Source organism: Arthrobacter crystallopoietes BAB-32, assembly GCF_000328305.2.
In the GTDB taxonomy this organism is placed as follows: domain Bacteria; phylum Actinomycetota; class Actinomycetes; order Actinomycetales; family Micrococcaceae; genus Crystallibacter; species Crystallibacter crystallopoietes_A.
Window position 1 is genome coordinate 1 of the sequence record NZ_ANPE02000058.1, and the last position, 16,763, is coordinate 16,763.

At 66.3% G+C, this 16,763-nt stretch carries 12 protein-coding genes, 1 tRNA gene and 1 pseudogene; 10 read left to right on the forward strand and 4 right to left on the reverse strand.

Annotation, left to right across the window (positions count from 1 at the left end; translation table 11 throughout):
- From D477_RS01555 to pyk, 9 genes are all read left to right on the forward strand, one after another.
- Positions 1–367: Trp biosynthesis-associated membrane protein (locus D477_RS01555; protein ID WP_005266602.1), on the forward strand; the 367-nt coding region annotated here is incomplete at its 5' end.
- A gap of 99 nt (positions 368–466) precedes the next feature.
- On the forward strand, positions 467–742 hold the full coding sequence (locus D477_RS01560) for an HGxxPAAW family protein (RefSeq protein ID WP_005266604.1): 276 nt from the start codon (positions 467–469) through the stop codon (positions 740–742).
- Between the two features lie 2 nt (positions 743–744).
- Positions 745–1,569, forward strand: coding sequence for an indole-3-glycerol phosphate synthase TrpC (gene trpC / locus D477_RS01565; protein ID WP_005266606.1), 825 nt, complete (start codon positions 745–747; stop codon positions 1,567–1,569).
- A gap of 90 nt (positions 1,570–1,659) precedes the next feature.
- Positions 1,660–2,985, forward strand: a complete 1,326-nt coding sequence (gene trpB, locus D477_RS01570) for a tryptophan synthase subunit beta (RefSeq protein ID WP_005266608.1) — start codon at positions 1,660–1,662, stop codon at positions 2,983–2,985.
- Positions 2,982–3,782: a tryptophan synthase subunit alpha gene (trpA, locus tag D477_RS01575; RefSeq protein WP_005266610.1), complete on the forward strand. Its 801-nt coding sequence runs from the start codon at positions 2,982–2,984 to the stop codon at positions 3,780–3,782. Before trpB ends, trpA begins: the two co-directional genes overlap by 4 nt.
- A 37-nt stretch (positions 3,783–3,819) precedes the next feature.
- A complete protein-coding gene (lgt, locus tag D477_RS01580; RefSeq protein ID WP_005266612.1) occupies positions 3,820–4,959 on the forward strand; it encodes a prolipoprotein diacylglyceryl transferase in 1,140 nt (379 codons plus the stop codon).
- A 289-nt stretch (positions 4,960–5,248) separates the two neighbouring features.
- Positions 5,249–9,877, forward strand: a complete 4,629-nt coding sequence (gene gltB, locus D477_RS01585) for a glutamate synthase large subunit (RefSeq protein WP_005266615.1) — start codon at positions 5,249–5,251, stop codon at positions 9,875–9,877.
- Positions 9,870–11,339, forward strand: a complete 1,470-nt coding sequence (locus D477_RS01590) for a glutamate synthase subunit beta (RefSeq protein WP_005266617.1) — start codon at positions 9,870–9,872, stop codon at positions 11,337–11,339. Before gltB ends, D477_RS01590 begins: the two co-directional genes overlap by 8 nt.
- Before the next feature lie 56 nt (positions 11,340–11,395).
- Positions 11,396–12,880 carry a pyruvate kinase gene (pyk, locus tag D477_RS01595; RefSeq protein WP_005266619.1) on the forward strand — a complete coding sequence of 495 codons (1,485 nt, stop codon included), beginning with the start codon at positions 11,396–11,398 and terminating at the stop codon, positions 12,878–12,880.
- A 52-nt stretch (positions 12,881–12,932) separates the two neighbouring features.
- Here the strand turns inward: pyk and D477_RS01600 are convergent, their stop codons facing one another.
- Positions 12,933–13,526, reverse strand: coding sequence for an ANTAR domain-containing response regulator (locus D477_RS01600; protein WP_005266620.1), 594 nt, complete (start codon positions 13,524–13,526; stop codon positions 12,933–12,935).
- 161 nt (positions 13,527–13,687) lie between these two features.
- Between D477_RS01600 and D477_RS01605 the strand changes: the two genes are divergently transcribed.
- Positions 13,688–13,769: transfer RNA gene (locus D477_RS01605), tRNA-Leu, on the forward strand.
- Between the two features lie 269 nt (positions 13,770–14,038).
- On the opposite strand, the pseudogene D477_RS01610 reads toward D477_RS01605, so the two are convergent.
- The 3 genes and pseudogenes from D477_RS01610 to D477_RS01620 all read right to left on the reverse strand — a co-directional run bounded on the left by D477_RS01610 (position 14,039) and on the right by D477_RS01620 (position 16,754).
- Positions 14,039–15,282, reverse strand: a pseudogene (locus tag D477_RS01610) (DNA polymerase domain-containing protein).
- Between the two features lie 97 nt (positions 15,283–15,379).
- On the reverse strand, positions 15,380–16,081 hold the full coding sequence (locus D477_RS01615; RefSeq protein WP_005266622.1) for an SCO1664 family protein: 702 nt from the start codon (positions 16,079–16,081) through the stop codon (positions 15,380–15,382).
- A gap of 13 nt (positions 16,082–16,094) precedes the next feature.
- A complete protein-coding gene (locus D477_RS01620) occupies positions 16,095–16,754 on the reverse strand; it encodes an MSMEG_4193 family putative phosphomutase (RefSeq protein ID WP_052510647.1) in 660 nt (219 codons plus the stop codon).
- Between the last annotated feature and the right edge of the window lie 9 nt (positions 16,755–16,763).

Genomic DNA, 16,763 nt, shown 5'->3' on the forward strand with positions numbered 1-16,763 from the left:
GGTCGCGCGCATCATGGCCGCCGCGCTGCTGGGCCTCGCCGGTGCCGGAGTTGCCGTCGCGTGTGCCGCTGTCCTGGCCGACCCTTACGCCGCCGCGTCATCCTCGATCGGGGAGGCCACCGGGCAGGTCGGCCAGGACGCGGTCGTCAGCGCAACGGCCTTCCCCGTCCTTGGCCTTGCCAGCGGGTTGCTGATGGCGGCAGCCGCCGTGTGGCTCGTTGTGGCCGGGAGGCACTGGCGGACCAGCCGCAAGTATTCGGCGGCGGCGGGTCCGCGGAAAGCGGACGGCTCACCGTCCGACCGCGGCGCCGTGGACGAGATCGACAGCTGGGACCAGCTCAGCCGCGGCAACGACCCGACGGATTAGGCCTGCAGTGCGGCACGCGCGGCTACGTCACAGTGGCCGGGAAGCCCGCCAATCAATGGCAGAATAAGAACCAGAATCGTTTTGTGAGGGAGTTTGATCATGGCTAATCACGCCACCGTCACCGAGCAGGAAACTGCGCAGTCCGCCAGCATTCATGATGAGGTCATCGGCCACGGCAACAGCCCGGCCGCCTGGACCTGCGTCCTGGTCATGACCGTAGGCTGCCTGATATCCGCGATCGGTTTCATGATGGCGTCCCACCTGGTGTTCTGGGGCGGCATGGGCGTGGTCGCCGTTGGCCTCATTGTCGGCTGGATCATGAAGAAGGCCGGCTACGGCGTGGACGGCGACAAGCTCAAGGGCAGCGGACACTAGGAGTGACTGTCCTCGATGACATCATCGCCGGCGTCAGGGAAGACCTGGAGGTCCGGCGTTCAGCCGTGCCCCTTGAGGAACTGAAGCTCCGCGCGGAGGCTGCCCCGGCTGCCCTGGACGCCTACGCCGCACTCGGCGGCACCGCAGAACCGCGCACCGAGCTGAAAGTGATTTCCGAGGTCAAGCGCAAAAGCCCCTCCAAGGGGGAACTGGCCTCGATCACGGATCCGGCCGAGCTGGCAAGGCGCTATGAGCAAGGCGGCGCGGCCGTCATCAGTGTGCTCACCGAGCAGCGGCGCTTCAACGGATCGCTCGATGACTTCGATGCGGTGCGCGCCGCCGTCGAAATCCCCCTGCTGCGCAAGGACTTCACCGTCGACGAGTACCAGATCTGGGAAGCCCGCGCCCACGGTGCGGACCTGGTCCTGCTCATCGTCGCGGCACTGGATGACGCGGCGCTGCGCTCGTTCCTGAAGCTGACCGAAAGCCTGGGCATGAACGCCCTGGTCGAGACGCATACGGCCGAAGAGATCGAACGCGCGGTCGCCGTCGGTGCCAGGATCATCGGCGTGAACGTGCGCAACCTGAAGACCCTGGACGTTGACCGGTCGGTCTTTGCCTCGCTGGTCGGGAACATCCCGCCGGAGGCCGTGATCGTGGCCGAGTCCGGAGTGCGCGATGCGGACGACGTCGCCCACTATGCAGCGCACGGGGCCAACGCCGTACTCGTCGGCGAGGCCCTTGTCATCGGCAACCAGCCGGAGCAGGCCATTGCGGACTTCAGCACCGCCGGCGCCGCTGCCATCGCAGAGCGCCTGAAGGGCTAGCAGACAGCTTCAGCACAGGGGACCGCTTGGCCCGGCGCGCACGTGCGGCGGGCCCGGCCAAGCTGCCCGAGACAACAGATGAGGACGGCCATGACACAGAGCCCCCAGACGCCTGAAACCGGCGCGACCAGCGACACGGCTGACGCTTTCCTGGCCGGAGCGAGCCTCCGCCACGCTCCCGGTCCCTACTTCGGCAACTACGGCGGCCGATGGATGCCGGAATCGCTGATCGCCGCCCTGGACGAGCTCGAGGACACTTTCGACAAGGCAAAGTCCGACCCCGACTTCATCGCCCAGGTCGCCAACCTCAACCGCACGTACTCGGGCCGGCCCTCGCTGCTGACCGAGGCCAAGCGGTTCTCCGAGCACGCCGGCGGCGCGCGCGTCTTCCTCAAGCGCGAGGACCTGAACCACACCGGCTCGCACAAGATCAACAATGTCCTTGGCCAGGCCCTGCTCGCCAAGCGCATGGGCAAGACCCGCATCATCGCCGAAACCGGCGCCGGGCAGCATGGCGTGGCAAGTGCGACGGCGGCAGCTTTGCTTGGGCTCGAATGCGTCGTCTACATGGGGGCCGAGGATACGCGGCGCCAGGCGCTCAACGTGGCGCGGATGGAGCTGCTCGGGGCCACGGTTGTCCCGGTGACGGCCGGATCCCAGACACTGAAGGACGCCATCAACGAGGCGTTGCGGGACTGGGTGACCAATGTCCACAACACCCATTACCTGCTCGGGACCGCGGCCGGAGCCCATCCGTTCCCGGCGCTGGTGCGCTACTTCCACGAGGTCATCGGCGACGAAGCGCGCGAGCAGATCCTGGAGCAGACCGGGCGGCTTCCGGATGCAGTCTGCGCGTGCATCGGCGGCGGCTCCAACGCGATCGGCATCTTCCACGGCTTCCTCGACGACCCCTCGGTTGGGCTCTACGGCTTCGAGGCCGGCGGCGAAGGCGTCGAGACGGGCCGGCACGCTGCCACCATCACGCTCGGCCGGCCCGGCGTGCTGCATGGTGCCCGCTCCTACCTGATGCAGGACGAGGACGGCCAGACCATCGAGTCGCATTCGATCTCCGCGGGCCTGGACTACCCGGGCGTCGGACCGGAGCATTCCTACCTTGCGGATCTGGGCCGGGCCAAGTACGAGCCCATCACGGACTCCGAGGCCATGGACGCTTTCCGCCTGCTGTGCCGCACCGAGGGCATCATTCCGGCGATCGAATCGTCCCATGCCCTGGCCGGCGCTCTGAAGGTCGGCAGGAAGCTGACCGAGGGCAAGTCCGACCCGCAGGACGTCATCATCATCGTGAGCCTCTCCGGACGCGGCGACAAGGACGTGGCAACGGCGGCCGAATGGTTCGGTTTGCTTGACAAGAAGTCCCCTGAGTCGGAAATCGGCGCCGAAGGAGAACAGCTGTGAATTCCGCTATCCAGAGCAAGTCGGCTGCGGCCATCGACCGCGCTGCTGCTGCCGGCCGCACAGCGCTCGTGGGCTACCTGCCCGCGGGCTACCCGGACGTCCAGGCCAGCATCGATGCTGCAGTGGCCTTGGCCGAGAACGGTGCCGACGTCATTGAGATCGGCATTCCGTATTCCGACCCGGTGATGGACGGGCAGGTAATCCAGGCTGCCACGGTCCAGTCTCTGGCCAACGGCTTCCGCGTCGCCCAGGTCTTCGACATCGTCGCCGGCATCACCTCCCGCTGCGATGCCGCCGTGCTGGTCATGACCTACTGGAACCCGGTGATGCGGATGGGCGTCGACGAGTTCAGCCGCCGCCTGGCCGAAGCCGGGGGAGCGGGCCTGATTACCCCGGACCTTATTCCCGACGAGGCAGCCGAGTGGTTCGAGGCATCAGACAAGTACGGGCTGGACCGCGTCTTCCTGGTCGCTCCATCCACGTCGCCTGAGCGGATGGCCATGACAGTCAAGGCCAGCCGCGGCTTCGTCTACGCAGTGTCCATCATGGGCGTCACCGGGGCGCGTGAATCCGTCAATGATGCCGCACACCGCGTCGTGGAGGCCGCGCACGCTGCCGGCGCCGAACGGGTCTGTGTGGGCCTCGGCGTGTCCCGGGCTGAGCACGTACGCGAGATCGGCAGCTATGCCGAGGGCGCCATCGTGGGCACGGCTCTGGTCGCGGCCCTGGGCCAGGACGGTGTGGACGGCGTCGGGAAGCTGGCTGCCGAACTGCGCAGCGGTACCGCCAAGAACTGATACACAGCCCCATCCGCCGATCCTAAGGACCGCCACGGTGCATACGACGACATCCGCCCTTGTTATCCCGGCGTCGATTCCCAGTCCGGACTGGTCCGGTTTCACCATCGGTCCGCTGACGATCCACGCCTATGCCCTGTGCATCCTCGCGGGCATTGTCGCAGCCCTGTGGCTTACCAACCGGCGCTGGCACGCGCGCGGCGGTCCTGAAGGAACCGTATGGGACATCGCCATCTGGGCGATTCCCTTCGGCATTATCGGCGGCCGGCTGTACCACGTCTTTTCGTCGCCGGATGCCTATTTCGGTCCGGACGGGGACCTGAGCCTGATACCGCAGATCTGGCTCGGAGGCCTTGGCATCTGGGGCGCGGTGGCCCTGGGCCTTGTCGGCGCATGGATCGGCTGCCGGCGGGCCGGGGTGAAACTCACCGCGTTCATGGATGCGGCAGCACCGGGCGTACTGCTCGCGCAGGCGATCGGCCGCTGGGGCAACTGGTTCAACCAGGAACTCTTCGGCGCCCCCACGGACCTGCCGTGGGGTCTCGAAATCGATGCCGACAATCCCAACTTTCCGGCCGGGGCCGAACCCGGCACCCTGTTCCACCCGACGTTCCTGTACGAATCGCTCTGGAACCTCGCGGGCGTGGCTTTGCTGCTGCTCCTGGACCGGAGGTTCCGTTTCCGCCGCGGCATGCTTTTCTGGCTGTACGTCGCCTACTACACTCTCGGGCGGGTCTGGATCGAAATGATGCGGATCGATGACGCCGAGATGATCACGCTGTTCGGCATCACCCAGCGCCTCAACGTCTGGACGTCCCTGCTCCTGCTGGCCGCAGCGCTCGTCATGTTCGCCGTGCTCGCCCGCCGCCCGCGTACCCCCGAGTCGGACAGCGTATACCTGTCCGGGCGGGAACCGGTGGCCGCTGCCGACAACGCCGGGACAGCGGATGAGGTATCCGCGACAGACAAGTCTGAGAACGCCGGCAGCAAAGCGGACGTAGCTTCCGGAGGCAAGAACCGGGTTAACGGCGCGGAAATGCAAACGAAAAAAACGGAGAAGAATGTGTCGGCGGCCTCACGTCGTGCTAGTCTCTCTGATACTGCAAATGAGCCGGAAGGCTCGACCGCGTCCGGAGCCGGCGGCAAGGCTGGCCCGGAGGACGCAGAAGACAAGTAGGAAAAGGGCCACCGCCCGGACCTATCGATACCTTCGTGCAGCCCACGGCGATGTGGAATCCGCCGGTACCCCCATTACCCGAACGGCCTCCGGCGGATATGGTTGACGCCTCCGGTCCCCTCTCAGCAGGGCCGGTAAAAATCGTTATGCACCAAGTGTGCTGCATGGCATGGGCCAAGCCATACAATTCCAGTACTTAAGTACGGCGTGGAACCCTGCCCCGCCGGCTTTGTGGGGCCAAAGGAGTCCCCCTTCTCGAGATCACTCACAGGAGAAGGAGAAAACCGAGATGACTCCTCCGTTCAACGGATCCAGTACACCACGCACATCAGGCGGCCAGGTCGCCCCTGCGTCCGCTGTCTCGCCGTTCAAGCGATTCGCCGCCTACCCCGAAGCCACAGGACTCTACGATCCTGTCAACGAAAAAGATGCCTGCGGCCTTGCCGTCATCGCGACCTTGCGCGGCGAGCCGGGGCACGACATAGTCGACGCGGCACTCACCGCACTGCGCAACCTTGAGCACCGGGGCGCCGTCGGCGCCGATGAAGGCACCGGTGACGGTGCCGGCCTCCTGACCCAGATCCCCGACGAATTTTTCCGGGCTGTTACCGGATTCAGCCTTCCGGCGCCGGGCGAGTACGCGGTGGGAACGGCCTTCCTCCCCAGCGATGAAACCGAAGCCGAGGTGGCCCGCACCGGCATCGAAGCCCTTGCCGCCGACGAAGGACTGAAGGTCCTCGGCTGGCGAGAAGTCCCCGTAGTCGCCGAAATCGTCGGCGCCATGGCCCGCGCCTGCATGCCGCACTTCGTCCAGGTCTTCCTCGGTATCGATCCGCAGGCCGGGTCCGATGCCGCGACCCTGGACGCCAGGGTTTTCCGGGTCCGCAAGCGCGCCCAGAACAAGTTCGGCGTGTACTTCCCGTCCCTGTCCTCGAAGACCATCGTCTACAAGGGCATGCTGACCACTGCCCAACTGGAGCCCTTCTACCCCGACCTCTCGGACACCCGCTTCAAGACCAAGCTGGGGATTGTCCACTCGCGGTTCTCCACCAACACGTTCCCCTCCTGGCCGCTGGCGCAGCCGTTCCGCACTATTGCCCACAACGGCGAAATCAACACCGTCAAAGGCAACCGCAACTGGATGCGGGCCCGCCAGTCCCAGCTGAGCCACCCGATCCTGGGCGACACGCCGGAAGAGCTCTTCCCGATCTGCACCCCGGGCGCATCCGATTCCGCCTCGTTCGACGAGGTCGCGGAGCTGCTGATGCTCTCCGGCAAGCCGATTACGCAGGCGATCATGATGATGATCCCGGAGGCCTGGGAGAACCATGCCACGATGGATCCGGCCCGCCGCGCGTTCTACCAGTACCACTCCATGCTGATGGAGCCGTGGGACGGCCCTGCGGCAGTCTCCTTCACCGACGGGCAGCTGGTGGGAGCGGTGCTGGACCGCAACGGCCTGCGTCCAGCCCGGTACTGGGTGACCGAGGACGGCCTGGTGGTGCTGGCGTCCGAGGTCGGCGTGCTCAATCTGGAGCCGTCCCGCGTCGTCAAGAAGGGCCGCGTTTCGCCGGGCAAGATGTTCCTGGTGGACACCGAAGCCGGCCGGCTGATCGACGACCAGGAGATCAAGGCCCAAGTCGCTTCCGCCAACCCGTGGGGCGAGTGGCTGAAGGAAAACATGATCCGGCTGGAGGATCTGCCCGAGCGCGAGCACGTGGTGCACACCCCGGCCTCCATCAACCGGCGCCAGCGGACCTTTGGCTACACGCAGGAGGAACTGCGCATCCTGCTCGGCCCCATGGCCCGCACCGGCGCAGAGCCGCTGGGCGCGATGGGGACCGACACTCCCATTGCCGTGCTGTCGAAGCGGCCGCGGCTGCTCTTCGACTACTTCGTGCAGTCCTTCGCCCAGGTCACCAACCCGCCGCTGGACGCGATCCGCGAAGAGCTGGTCACCTCGCTGCGCGGTTCGATCGGGCCGGACGGCAACCTGCTCTCCAATGGACAGGTGCGTTCCAAGCAGGTGGCCCTGAAGTTCCCGGTCATCAACAACGACGAACTCGCAAAGATTGCCGCGCTGGAGTCGGACGACGGCGTTAAGGAGACGCTGAAGGTCCGCGGGCTCTATCGTCCGGACGGCGGAGAATCCGAGCTGCGGGCCCGGCTGCAGGAAATCTGCGAGAAGGTCTCCGCTGCCGTCAACCGCGGCGTGAAGTTCATCATCCTCTCCGACCGCGACTCGAACGCCCAGTGGGCGCCGATCCCGTCGCTGCTGCTGACCAGCGCCGTGCACCACCACCTGCTCAAGAGCGCCAACCGGACCAAGATCTCGCTGCTGGTGGAGGCAGGCGACGTCCGCGAAGTCCACCATGTCGCCGTGCTGATCGGCTACGGCGCTTCAGCAGTGAACCCGTACCTGGCCATGGAGAGCTGCGAAGAGCTCGTCCGGCGCGGGGACATCCACGGTGTCACCGAGGAAGAGGCCGTCTTCAATCTGATCAAGGGGCTCGGCAAGGGCGTCCTGAAGATCATGTCCAAGATGGGCATCTCCACCGTGGCCTCCTACTGCGGCGCGCAGACGTTCGAGGCACTCGGCCTGTCCCAGACCCTGGTGGACCAGTACTTCGCCGGAACCCAGTCACAGCTCGGGGGCGTCGGCCTCGACGTGATCGCAGCCGAGGCAGCCGCCCGGCATGCCGCGGCCTATCCGAGCGACGGCATTGAGGAACCGCACCGCGAACTCGATACCGGCGGCGAATACCAGTGGCGCCGGGAAGGACCGCCGCACCTGTTCAATCCCGAGACGGTGTTCAGGCTGCAGCACTCCACCCGCGAGCGCCGCTACGACATCTTCAAGGCATACACCAAGGGCGTTGACGACCAGTCCAAGGACTTGATGACGCTGCGCGGGCTGCTGAAGTTCAAGACCAGCGGGCGGCCGGCCGTGCCACTGGAAGAAGTCGAGCCCGTCTCGAGCATCGTCAAGCGGTTCTCCACCGGCGCCATGAGCTATGGCTCGATCTCGAAGGAAGCGCACGAAACCCTGGCCATCGCGATGAACCGGCTCGGCGCCAAGTCGAACACCGGCGAAGGCGGCGAGGACGTCGACCGCCTGCTGGACCCCGAGCGCCGCTCGGCCATCAAGCAGGTCGCTTCCGGACGCTTCGGCGTGACCAGCCTGTACTTGACCAACGCGGACGACATCCAGATCAAGATGGCCCAGGGCGCCAAGCCTGGCGAGGGCGGACAGTTGATGAGCCAGAAGGTCTACCCCTGGGTAGCGCGGACACGGCACTCGACGCCGGGCGTCGGACTGATTTCGCCACCGCCGCACCACGACATCTACTCGATCGAGGACCTGGCGCAGCTGATCTACGACCTCAAACGCGCCAATCCCGAGGCCCGGGTGCACGTGAAGCTGGTCTCGGAAGTCGGGATCGGCACGGTGGCGGCGGGCGTGACCAAGGCCAAGGCCGACGTCGTACTTATTTCAGGGCACGACGGCGGTACTGGCGCGAGCCCGCTCAATTCGCTCAAGCATGCCGGGGCTCCGTGGGAGCTCGGGCTGGCCGAGGCGCAGCAGACCCTCATGCTGAACGGCCTGCGCGACCGCGTCGTGGTCCAGGTCGACGGCCAGCTGAAGACGGGCCGCGATGTGGTGATCGCGGCGCTGCTGGGCGGCGAGGAGTTCGGCTTCGCGACGGCGCCGCTGGTGGTCTCCGGCTGCATCATGATGCGTGTCTGCCACCTTGACACCTGCCCCGTGGGTGTGGCGACCCAGAATCCGGAGCTGCGCAAGCGGTTCACGGGCAAGCCGGAATTCGTGGTGAACTTCTTCGAGTTCATCGCCGAAGAGGTCCGCGAGATCCTGGCCGAACTCGGCTTCCGCAGCCTGGATGAAGCGATCGGGCACTCCGAACTGCTGGACTCCCGGGAAGCGATCGACCACTGGAAGGCCTCCGGGCTGGACTTGGCGCCTATCCTCAACGGCTACGGCTTCGACGCGCAGTCGCCGCTGCGGAACATGACGGGCCAGAACCATGAGCTGGACAAGCACTTCGACAACCGGCTGATCGAGATGAGCGCCGACGCGCTCTCCAGCCGTGCGCCGGTGCGGATCAGCCTGGACGTGGTCAACACCGACCGGTCGGTGGGCACCATGCTGGGGCACGAGGTGACCAAGCGGTTCGGCATCGACACACTCGCGGACGACACGATCGACGTCACCCTCACGGGTCCGGCCGGCCAGTCGCTGGGCGCCTTCCTGCCCGCCGGCATCACGCTGCGCCTGCTCGGTGACTCGAACGACTACGTCGGCAAGGGCCTCTCCGGCGGCCGGATCATTGTCCGGCCGGACCGGTCCAACGTCTTCCAGTCCGAGCGGAACGTCATTGCCGGCAACGTAATCGGCTACGGCGCGACCAGCGGCGAGATGTTCCTGCGCGGGCAGGTGGGCGAGCGCTTCCTGGTCCGCAATTCCGGGGCGACCGCCGTTGTTGAAGGCATCGGCGACCACGGCTGCGAGTACATGACCGGCGGCTTGGCACTGATCCTGGGCCGCACCGGGCGGAACTTCGGCGCCGGCATGTCCGGCGGCGTGGCCTACGTCCTGGACCTGGACGAATCCCGAGTCAACCGGCAAAGCCTGGACAACAAGGAACTGCTGCTGCAGCAGCTGGACAGCTCGGACCGCGAGGCGGTCGCCGGGCTGCTCAAGCGGCATGCCGAGGAGACCGGCTCGGATCTCGCCGAGCACCTGCTGCAGGACCTTGACGCAACCATTTCACGTATGACCAAGGTGCTGCCGCGCAACTTCGCCGCAGTGCTGGCGACCCGCGCATCCGCCGAAGCCGAGGGCCTGGACCCCGACGGCGATGTTGTCTGGTCTCGAATTTTGGAGGTAACCGGTGGCTGATCCACGCGGATTCATGAAGGTGCGCGAACGCCAGACGCAGCCGCGCCGCCCGGTTCCGGTCCGCATCATGGACTGGAAGGAAGTGTACGAGGCGCAGGAGAAAGGCGTCCTGAAGAGCCAGGCGGGGCGCTGCATGGACTGCGGCATCCCGTTCTGTCACCAGGGCTGCCCGCTGGGCAACCTGATTCCGGAGTGGAATGACTTGACCTGGCGCGGCAAACCGCAGGAAGCCAGCGAGCGGCTGCACGCCACGAACAACTTCCCCGAGTTCACGGGCCGGCTCTGCCCGGCACCGTGCGAGGCGTCCTGCGTGCTGGGCATCAACCAGCCTGCCGTGACCATCAAGCAGATCGAGGTCTCCATCGCCGACGAAGCCTTCGATAATGACTGGATTACCCCGCTGGCACCGGAACGGCTCACGGGACAGACGATCGCCGTCGTTGGTTCCGGTCCCGCAGGCCTGGCGGCCGCCCAGCAGCTGACCCGCGCCGGCCACACTGTCGCCGTCTACGAGCGGGACGACAAGGTGGGCGGACTGCTGCGCTACGGCATCCCGGACTTCAAGATGGAGAAGGAAGTCCTGGACCGCCGGCTGGAGCAGATGCAGGCCGAAGGAACCCGCTTCCGCACGGGAATCGAGATCGGCAAGGACGTCAGCTGGGAGCAGCTGCGCCGCCGGTACGACGCCGTGGTGATCGCCACCGGCGCCACGGTGCCGCGGGACCTGCCGCTGCCCGGCCGCGAGCTCGACGGCATCCACTACGCCATGGAGTACCTGGTGCAGGCCAACCGCGTGGTTGCGGGTGAGACCGTGCCGGACCAGATCGATGCCCGCGGCAAGCACGTGGTCATCCTTGGCGGCGGCGACACCGGCGCGGATTGCCTCGGCACCGCGCACCGCCAGCAGGCCGCCTCCGTAACCACGCTGGCCATCGGAAAGCAGCCGCCGACGGAGCGCGCAGCGCACCAGCCGTGGCCGACGTTCCCGACCCTGTTCGAGGTGGCCAGCGCCCATGAGGAGGGCGGCGAACGCACCTACCTGGCGTCCACCGTCGAGTATGTGGGCGACGAGAACGGGAGGCTGCGCGCGCTGAAGGTTGCGGAGACCGAGTTCGTCGACGGCAAGCGACTGCCGAAGGCGGGCACCGAGCGGGAAATTCCCGCCGACCTCGTGTTCCTGTCGCTCGGCTTCACCGGTCCGGAACCGGCCGGGATCACGGAGCAGATCAACGCCGCCTTCGACAACCGTGGCAACGTGGAACGGGACGCCGAGTACATGTCCGCGACCGACGGCGTCTTCGTCGCCGGTGACGCCGGCCGCGGCCAGTCGCTGATCGTGTGGGCCATTGCGGAGGGCCGTGCCTGCGCCGCTGCCGTTGACAAGTGGCTGATGGGCAAGACCCGGTTGCCGTCCCCGGTGGCGCCCACCGACAGGGCAATCGCGGCGCTGCCGCAACCGTGACGTATTCCGCGCCACTATCGGCGCAACTCTTGGCTGGAGGTGGCTAGGCTAGGGCTATGAGACGAGCGAAAATCGTTGCAACCTTCGGTCCAGCCATCGCCAGTTACGAGAGCACCCTCGCTGTCCTGAAGGCCGGTGTGGACGTGGCACGCATGAACATGAGCCACGGCGACCACAGCGTGCACCAGGCCACGTACGACAACGTCCGCCGCGCGGCGGCCGAGCTGGGCAAGCCCGTGGGGATCTTCGCCGATCTCCAGGGGCCCAAGATCCGGCTCGGCCGCTTCGCCGACGGACCGCACGAGCTCGAGGTGGGGGACCGGTTCACCATCACCACCAGGGACGTCGAAGGCACGGCGGAGATCTGCTCGACGACTTATCTGGGCCTGCCGCAGGACGTGAGGGTGGGGGATCCACTCCTTATCGACGACGGCAAGGTCGCGTTGCGGGCCGTAGAGGTCGACGACGAGAATGTGGTCACCGAGGTGACCGTGGCCGGCGCCGTCTCCAACAACAAGGGCATCAACCTGCCCGGCGTCGCAGTCAACGTCCCGGCGCTGAGTACCAAGGACGAGGAAGATCTGCGCTGGGCCATCCGTACCGGCGTGGACATGATCGCCCTGTCCTTTGTGCGCAACGCGGCCGATGTGCGGCGGGTGCACGAAATCATGGACGAAGAAGGCCGCCGCACGCCGGTGATCGCGAAGATCGAGAAGCCCCAGGCTGTGGATGCGCTGGAAGAAATCATCGACGCATTCGACGCAATCATGGTCGCACGAGGCGATCTCGGCGTCGAACTTCCCCTGGAAGATGTGCCGGTGGTGCAGAAGCACGCGATTGAGCTGGCGCGCCGCTGGGCGAAGCCGGTCATCGTGGCCACCCAGGTGCTCGAATCGATGATCGAGAACCCGCGGCCGACCCGGGCCGAAGCCTCGGACTGCGCCAACGCGGTGCTGGACGGAGCGGATGCCGTGATGCTCTCCGGCGAAACCAGCGTCGGCGCCTACCCGTTGGACACGGTCAAGACAATGGCCCGGATCATCGAATCCACCGAACAGCACGGTCTGGACCGCGTGCCGCCGCTGGGCAGCCGGCCGCGCACCCGCGGCGGAGCGATCACCCGGGCCGCCGTGGAGATCGCCAACCAGCTGGATGCCAAGTACATCTGCGCCTTCACTCAGACCGGTGATTCCGCCCGCCGTCTCTCGCGGCTGCGGCCCGGCCGTCCCATCTTCGCGTTCACGCCGGACAAGTCCACCCTCAACGTCATGTCCCTGATCTGGGGCATCCAGCCGCTGCTCGTTGAGTTCGTGGAGCACACGGACAAGATGACCGCGCAGGTGGACCGGGTGCTCTTCGAAAAGGGCCTGGTGGACATCGACGATCTGGTCGTCATCGCGGCCGGCTCGCCGCCCGGCAAGGCCGGTTCCACCAACTCGCTGAAGGTCCACCGGGTCGGGGACCTGGCGGATGCAGGCGAAGCCCTGAGCGGCCAGGGCGATTCCCGGCGTGAGCGCGTCGGTCCCTGGCCCAGCAGCTGATCAAGCGACAAAAGGGCCGGTTCAAACTGAACCGGCCCTTTTGTGCGGCTGTTTAGTTGACCTGGTTGATGATGGTCTCGGCCACCTCGCGCATGCTCAGGCGGCGGTCCATCGAGGTCTTCTGGATCCAGCGGAAAGCCTCCGGCTCCGTCAGTCCCATCTTGGTGATCAGCAGGCTCTTGGCGCGCTCCACCAGCTTCCGGGTGGCGAACTGCTCCTGCAGATCGGTCACCTCTGCCTCCAGGGCCTTGATCTCCTGGTGCCGGGAGAGCGCAATCTCAATGGCCGGAACCAGGTCGGCAGGTGTGAACGGCTTGACCACATAGGCCATGGCACCGGCGTCGCGGGCGCGTTCCACCAGTTCCTTCTGGCTGAAGGCCGTCAGCAAAACGACCGGCGCGATCCTGGCCTTGACGATCTGCTCCGCCGCCGTGATGCCGTCCATGACCGGCATCTTGACGTCCATGAGCACCAGGTCGGGCTTCAACTCCGTAGCCAGTTCCACGGCCTTCTCGCCGTTGTCAGCCTCGGCCACGACGTCGTACCCCTCACCGCGCAGGATTTCGACGATATCCAGGCGGATCAGCGTTTCGTCTTCGGCGACGACAACGCGGCGTGCGGGGGTGGTCTCAGTTTGCTCGGACACTGGTGCTCCTTGAGGACGTTCGGGCAACCCGCTGGTGGCGGTTCACGAAAACAGCCTATCGGCATGTAGAGTAGATTCGCGCACTGTGGAGCATGACAGTCTTCACATGCGCTCTATCGGTCCGGAGGCCAAGCTTCCGCGATCATCGGCCGTACGGCCGGGCCCGAGTGGCGGAATTGGCAGACGCACCGCACTCAAAATGCGGCGCCGAAAGGTGTGTGGGTTCGAGTCCCACCTCGGGCACAATGTTTCCCCTAGTTTGGGTTCTGCTCTCCGCGTGTATGCACTGTATGGACGATCCTCTGTCATCGATGGCTCTGCGCAAGAACGACGGCGAGGGCGGTAGTGATATCCGTGACCTTGCCGGTGGTCAGGGTATAGGGACGGGACGCACCGCCGTCGTACCGGCCGTGCGGCAGTCGGCGTCGTAGCTTGGACGAGATGGAGCGGGCTCACAACCTTTGGGATTGCTGATACTGAGCTTCGCGCGCTGCCGGATTTCGGCCAGCGGGTTAGGACCCGGGGCGCCCGGGCCGCTCCTTGCTGGCCCACGGGTCGTAATCCACGATGAGCTCCTCCTGCGGCGGCCGCTCCGTTTCGGCGACGTGCTGCAGGTTCACCCGCACTCTGTACCAGAGCGAGCTTGATCCGCGCATACCGTCGACGAGCACATCGGCCGGGTGCAGTGCCGGGACGAGGTCCGCGTGCCGGCTCTTCCATTCATCGAGCGCCGCGTACGCCTCGGGTTTGGTCTTGGTGCGGGCAACCTCGATGAGCGGCATGATCGACTTCCGGCGGCCGGAACCGTCGCCACCGCGCGGCGGCTTCTCTGCGGGGCCGAGCTCGGCCGCCAAGGCGAGGAGCCCGTCAAGGGTGCCGACCGCCTCATCGATGCCGGCGTGGGGGTCACCCACATCGGCGAAACGCTCGAGCACTGATCGCACAGTGAACTGCTCTGGCCGGGCGGAGCGGACCTCGTTCCAGGTGAGCGGGGTCGAGACCCGGGCGTCGGGCAGGGGCCGGATCGAGTACGCGGACGCCACGGTGCGATCCTTGGCGTTCTGGTTGAAGTCGACGAACACACTTTCGCCGCGCTCCTCCTTCCACCACCGAGCGGTCGCGAGTCCGGGAGCACGGTTCTCGACCTCGCGGGCGAGAGTCTCGGCGGCTAGTCGCACGTCGCGGTACGACCATTGGGGCGCGATGCGCACGAGGATGTGGAGTCCCCGCGACCCACTCGTTTTCGGCCACCCCACCAGTCCCACGTCCTCGAGCACCTCCTGCGCGACGTAGGCGGCGTCGACGATCTGCGACCAGTTGACTCCCGGCATCGGGTCAAGGTCGACGCGGAGCTCGTCGGGATGTTCCAGGTCTTCGGCGCGCACGGGGTGCGGGTTGAGGTCCAGGCATCCAAGATTCACCACCCACGCCAGGCCCGCAGCATCCCGGATGACCGCCTCTTCGGCTGATGTCCCTGACGCGTAGTGCAGCGTTGTCGTGTCGATGAAGTCAGGGTGGTTTTCGGGCACGCGTTTCTGAAAGAACGGTTCAACGTCGATGCCTTCGGGAAGCGCTTAAGCACCATTGGGCGGCCGCCGGCGCCGCGCAGCGCACCGTCCGCGACGGCGAGGTAGTAGCGAACCAGGTCGAGCTTCGTCAGCCCGGCTTGGGGGAACACCACCTTGTCCGGACTTGAGATGCGAACCTCGGTGCCGGCAATGTCGAGGATCTCGGCCGGGGTCTTTGACGGGTTCATTCCGCCACGCTAGCAACGATCGGATGTCCCAGCCAGACCAGCTGCGCGCCAATGAAATTGACCAGGAAGGGTTTAGGCCCAGGCCAAGAGCAGGCTGCTACACGAGCGGCCAGGGGAAACGCATGCCGGTGGTATCGACCGGCAGCACACGTTCGCGCAGCAGGCGCCTGACCCGCCGTTGCAACGCGCTGATCTCGGCGTCGTCGAGGAGGTCGGCGACGTCCTCAGGCACTGTCTCGGCGAGCGGGGCGATGTCCTCGAGCAGGCCATCGGCAATAGGTTCGCCCGCGAAGTCCCAGATCACCGTGCGGAGCTTGAAGTCTGCTGAGAAGCACAATCCGTGGTCGATGCCCCACACATGGCCGTCCTGTCCACGCAGGACATGCCCGCTCTTCCTGTCGGTGTTGTTGGCGACGCAGTCGAGCAGGGCAATCTGGGCCAGGACGTTATGGGTTTCGGGTGATTCCGCGTACAGGGTGAAATAGTGCTCGTGCAGGTCGTTCTCGATGAACCACTGGAGCGACCCGATGCCCAACGGGGAGTCCTCGCGGATCACCGTCGTCGGAACAATTCCCCACCCCAAGTGCTCGCTGAGCAGGTAGGCCGCGCGTTCCCGCCGGTACAGCCCGGGCTCGAAATCGGACAGTGCGCGTTCCCCCGCCTCCGGCTTGTAGATTGCCCACGCCGAATCGTCCCCGCACGAGACCTGGACGAGGAACGTCGCGTTGCTGCTGCGCAGGATCCGTCCCAGCAGTTCGATGCGGCCCTCGACGAGCAGCGTCAGCTCCCGTCCGGACACCGTTCCTGCCTTTTCACGATGCCCTCAGCCCGATCAAGGGCTCCAAGGTCGAGTTCACCATGAGCACGGCGGGTGCCTGCCCCTCCGAATACGAGATGGCCGAAACCGAACCCGGCCCGATGACGATCCGCTGGAAGAGGTCCAGATGCGTTCCCAGCGCGTGCGCGACGGCCGCCTTGATCGGATCCGCATGGGAAAAGCAGACGACGACGCCGCCAGCGTGGGCGGTACGCAGTGCCTCAAGCGTTCCGACCATCCGTGCCTGCATCTGCGCGAAGCTCTCCCCGTCAGGGAAACGGAACGCCGACGGGGTCTGTTGGACGGTCTGCCACTGCGGCAGGGCCGCCAGGTCGGCGAGCGCGGCGCCGGTCCACTCGCCGAAATCGCATTCGAGCAGGCCGGCGTCCTCGTGCAGCGTGAGTCCGGTGCAAGCTGCCGCAGGCTCTGCAGTCTCGCGGGCGCGCTCCAGCGGCGACGAATACAGGCCGTCGATGTGGAGGCCGGCGAGCCGCTCCGCGACCCGTTCAGCCTGGACCCGGCCCCGCTCCGACAGATGCAGTCCCGGAGCCAATCCGGGCAGCACTTTGCCGGTCGTCGGCGTCTCTCCATGGCGCACCAGGAGAAGCAGGGTGTTCGGCGGTGTGGCTGGCGCCGAAGGCGTTGCTGCAGTCATCACGATCCA

What these genes read in the sequence shown, in the direction of transcription:
- gltB (WP_005266615.1), top strand. Translation starts at nt 5,249, where the DNA reads ATGACTCCTCCGTTCAACGGATCCAGTACACCACGCACATCAGGCGGC.
- D477_RS01620 (WP_052510647.1), bottom strand. Translation starts at nt 16,754, where the DNA reads ATGACTGCAGCAACGCCTTCGGCGCCAGCCACACCGCCGAACACCCTG.
- D477_RS01560 (WP_005266604.1), top strand. Translation starts at nt 467, where the DNA reads ATGGCTAATCACGCCACCGTCACCGAGCAGGAAACTGCGCAGTCCGCC.
- pyk (WP_005266619.1), top strand. Translation starts at nt 11,396, where the DNA reads ATGAGACGAGCGAAAATCGTTGCAACCTTCGGTCCAGCCATCGCCAGT.
- trpB (WP_005266608.1), top strand. Translation starts at nt 1,660, where the DNA reads ATGACACAGAGCCCCCAGACGCCTGAAACCGGCGCGACCAGCGACACG.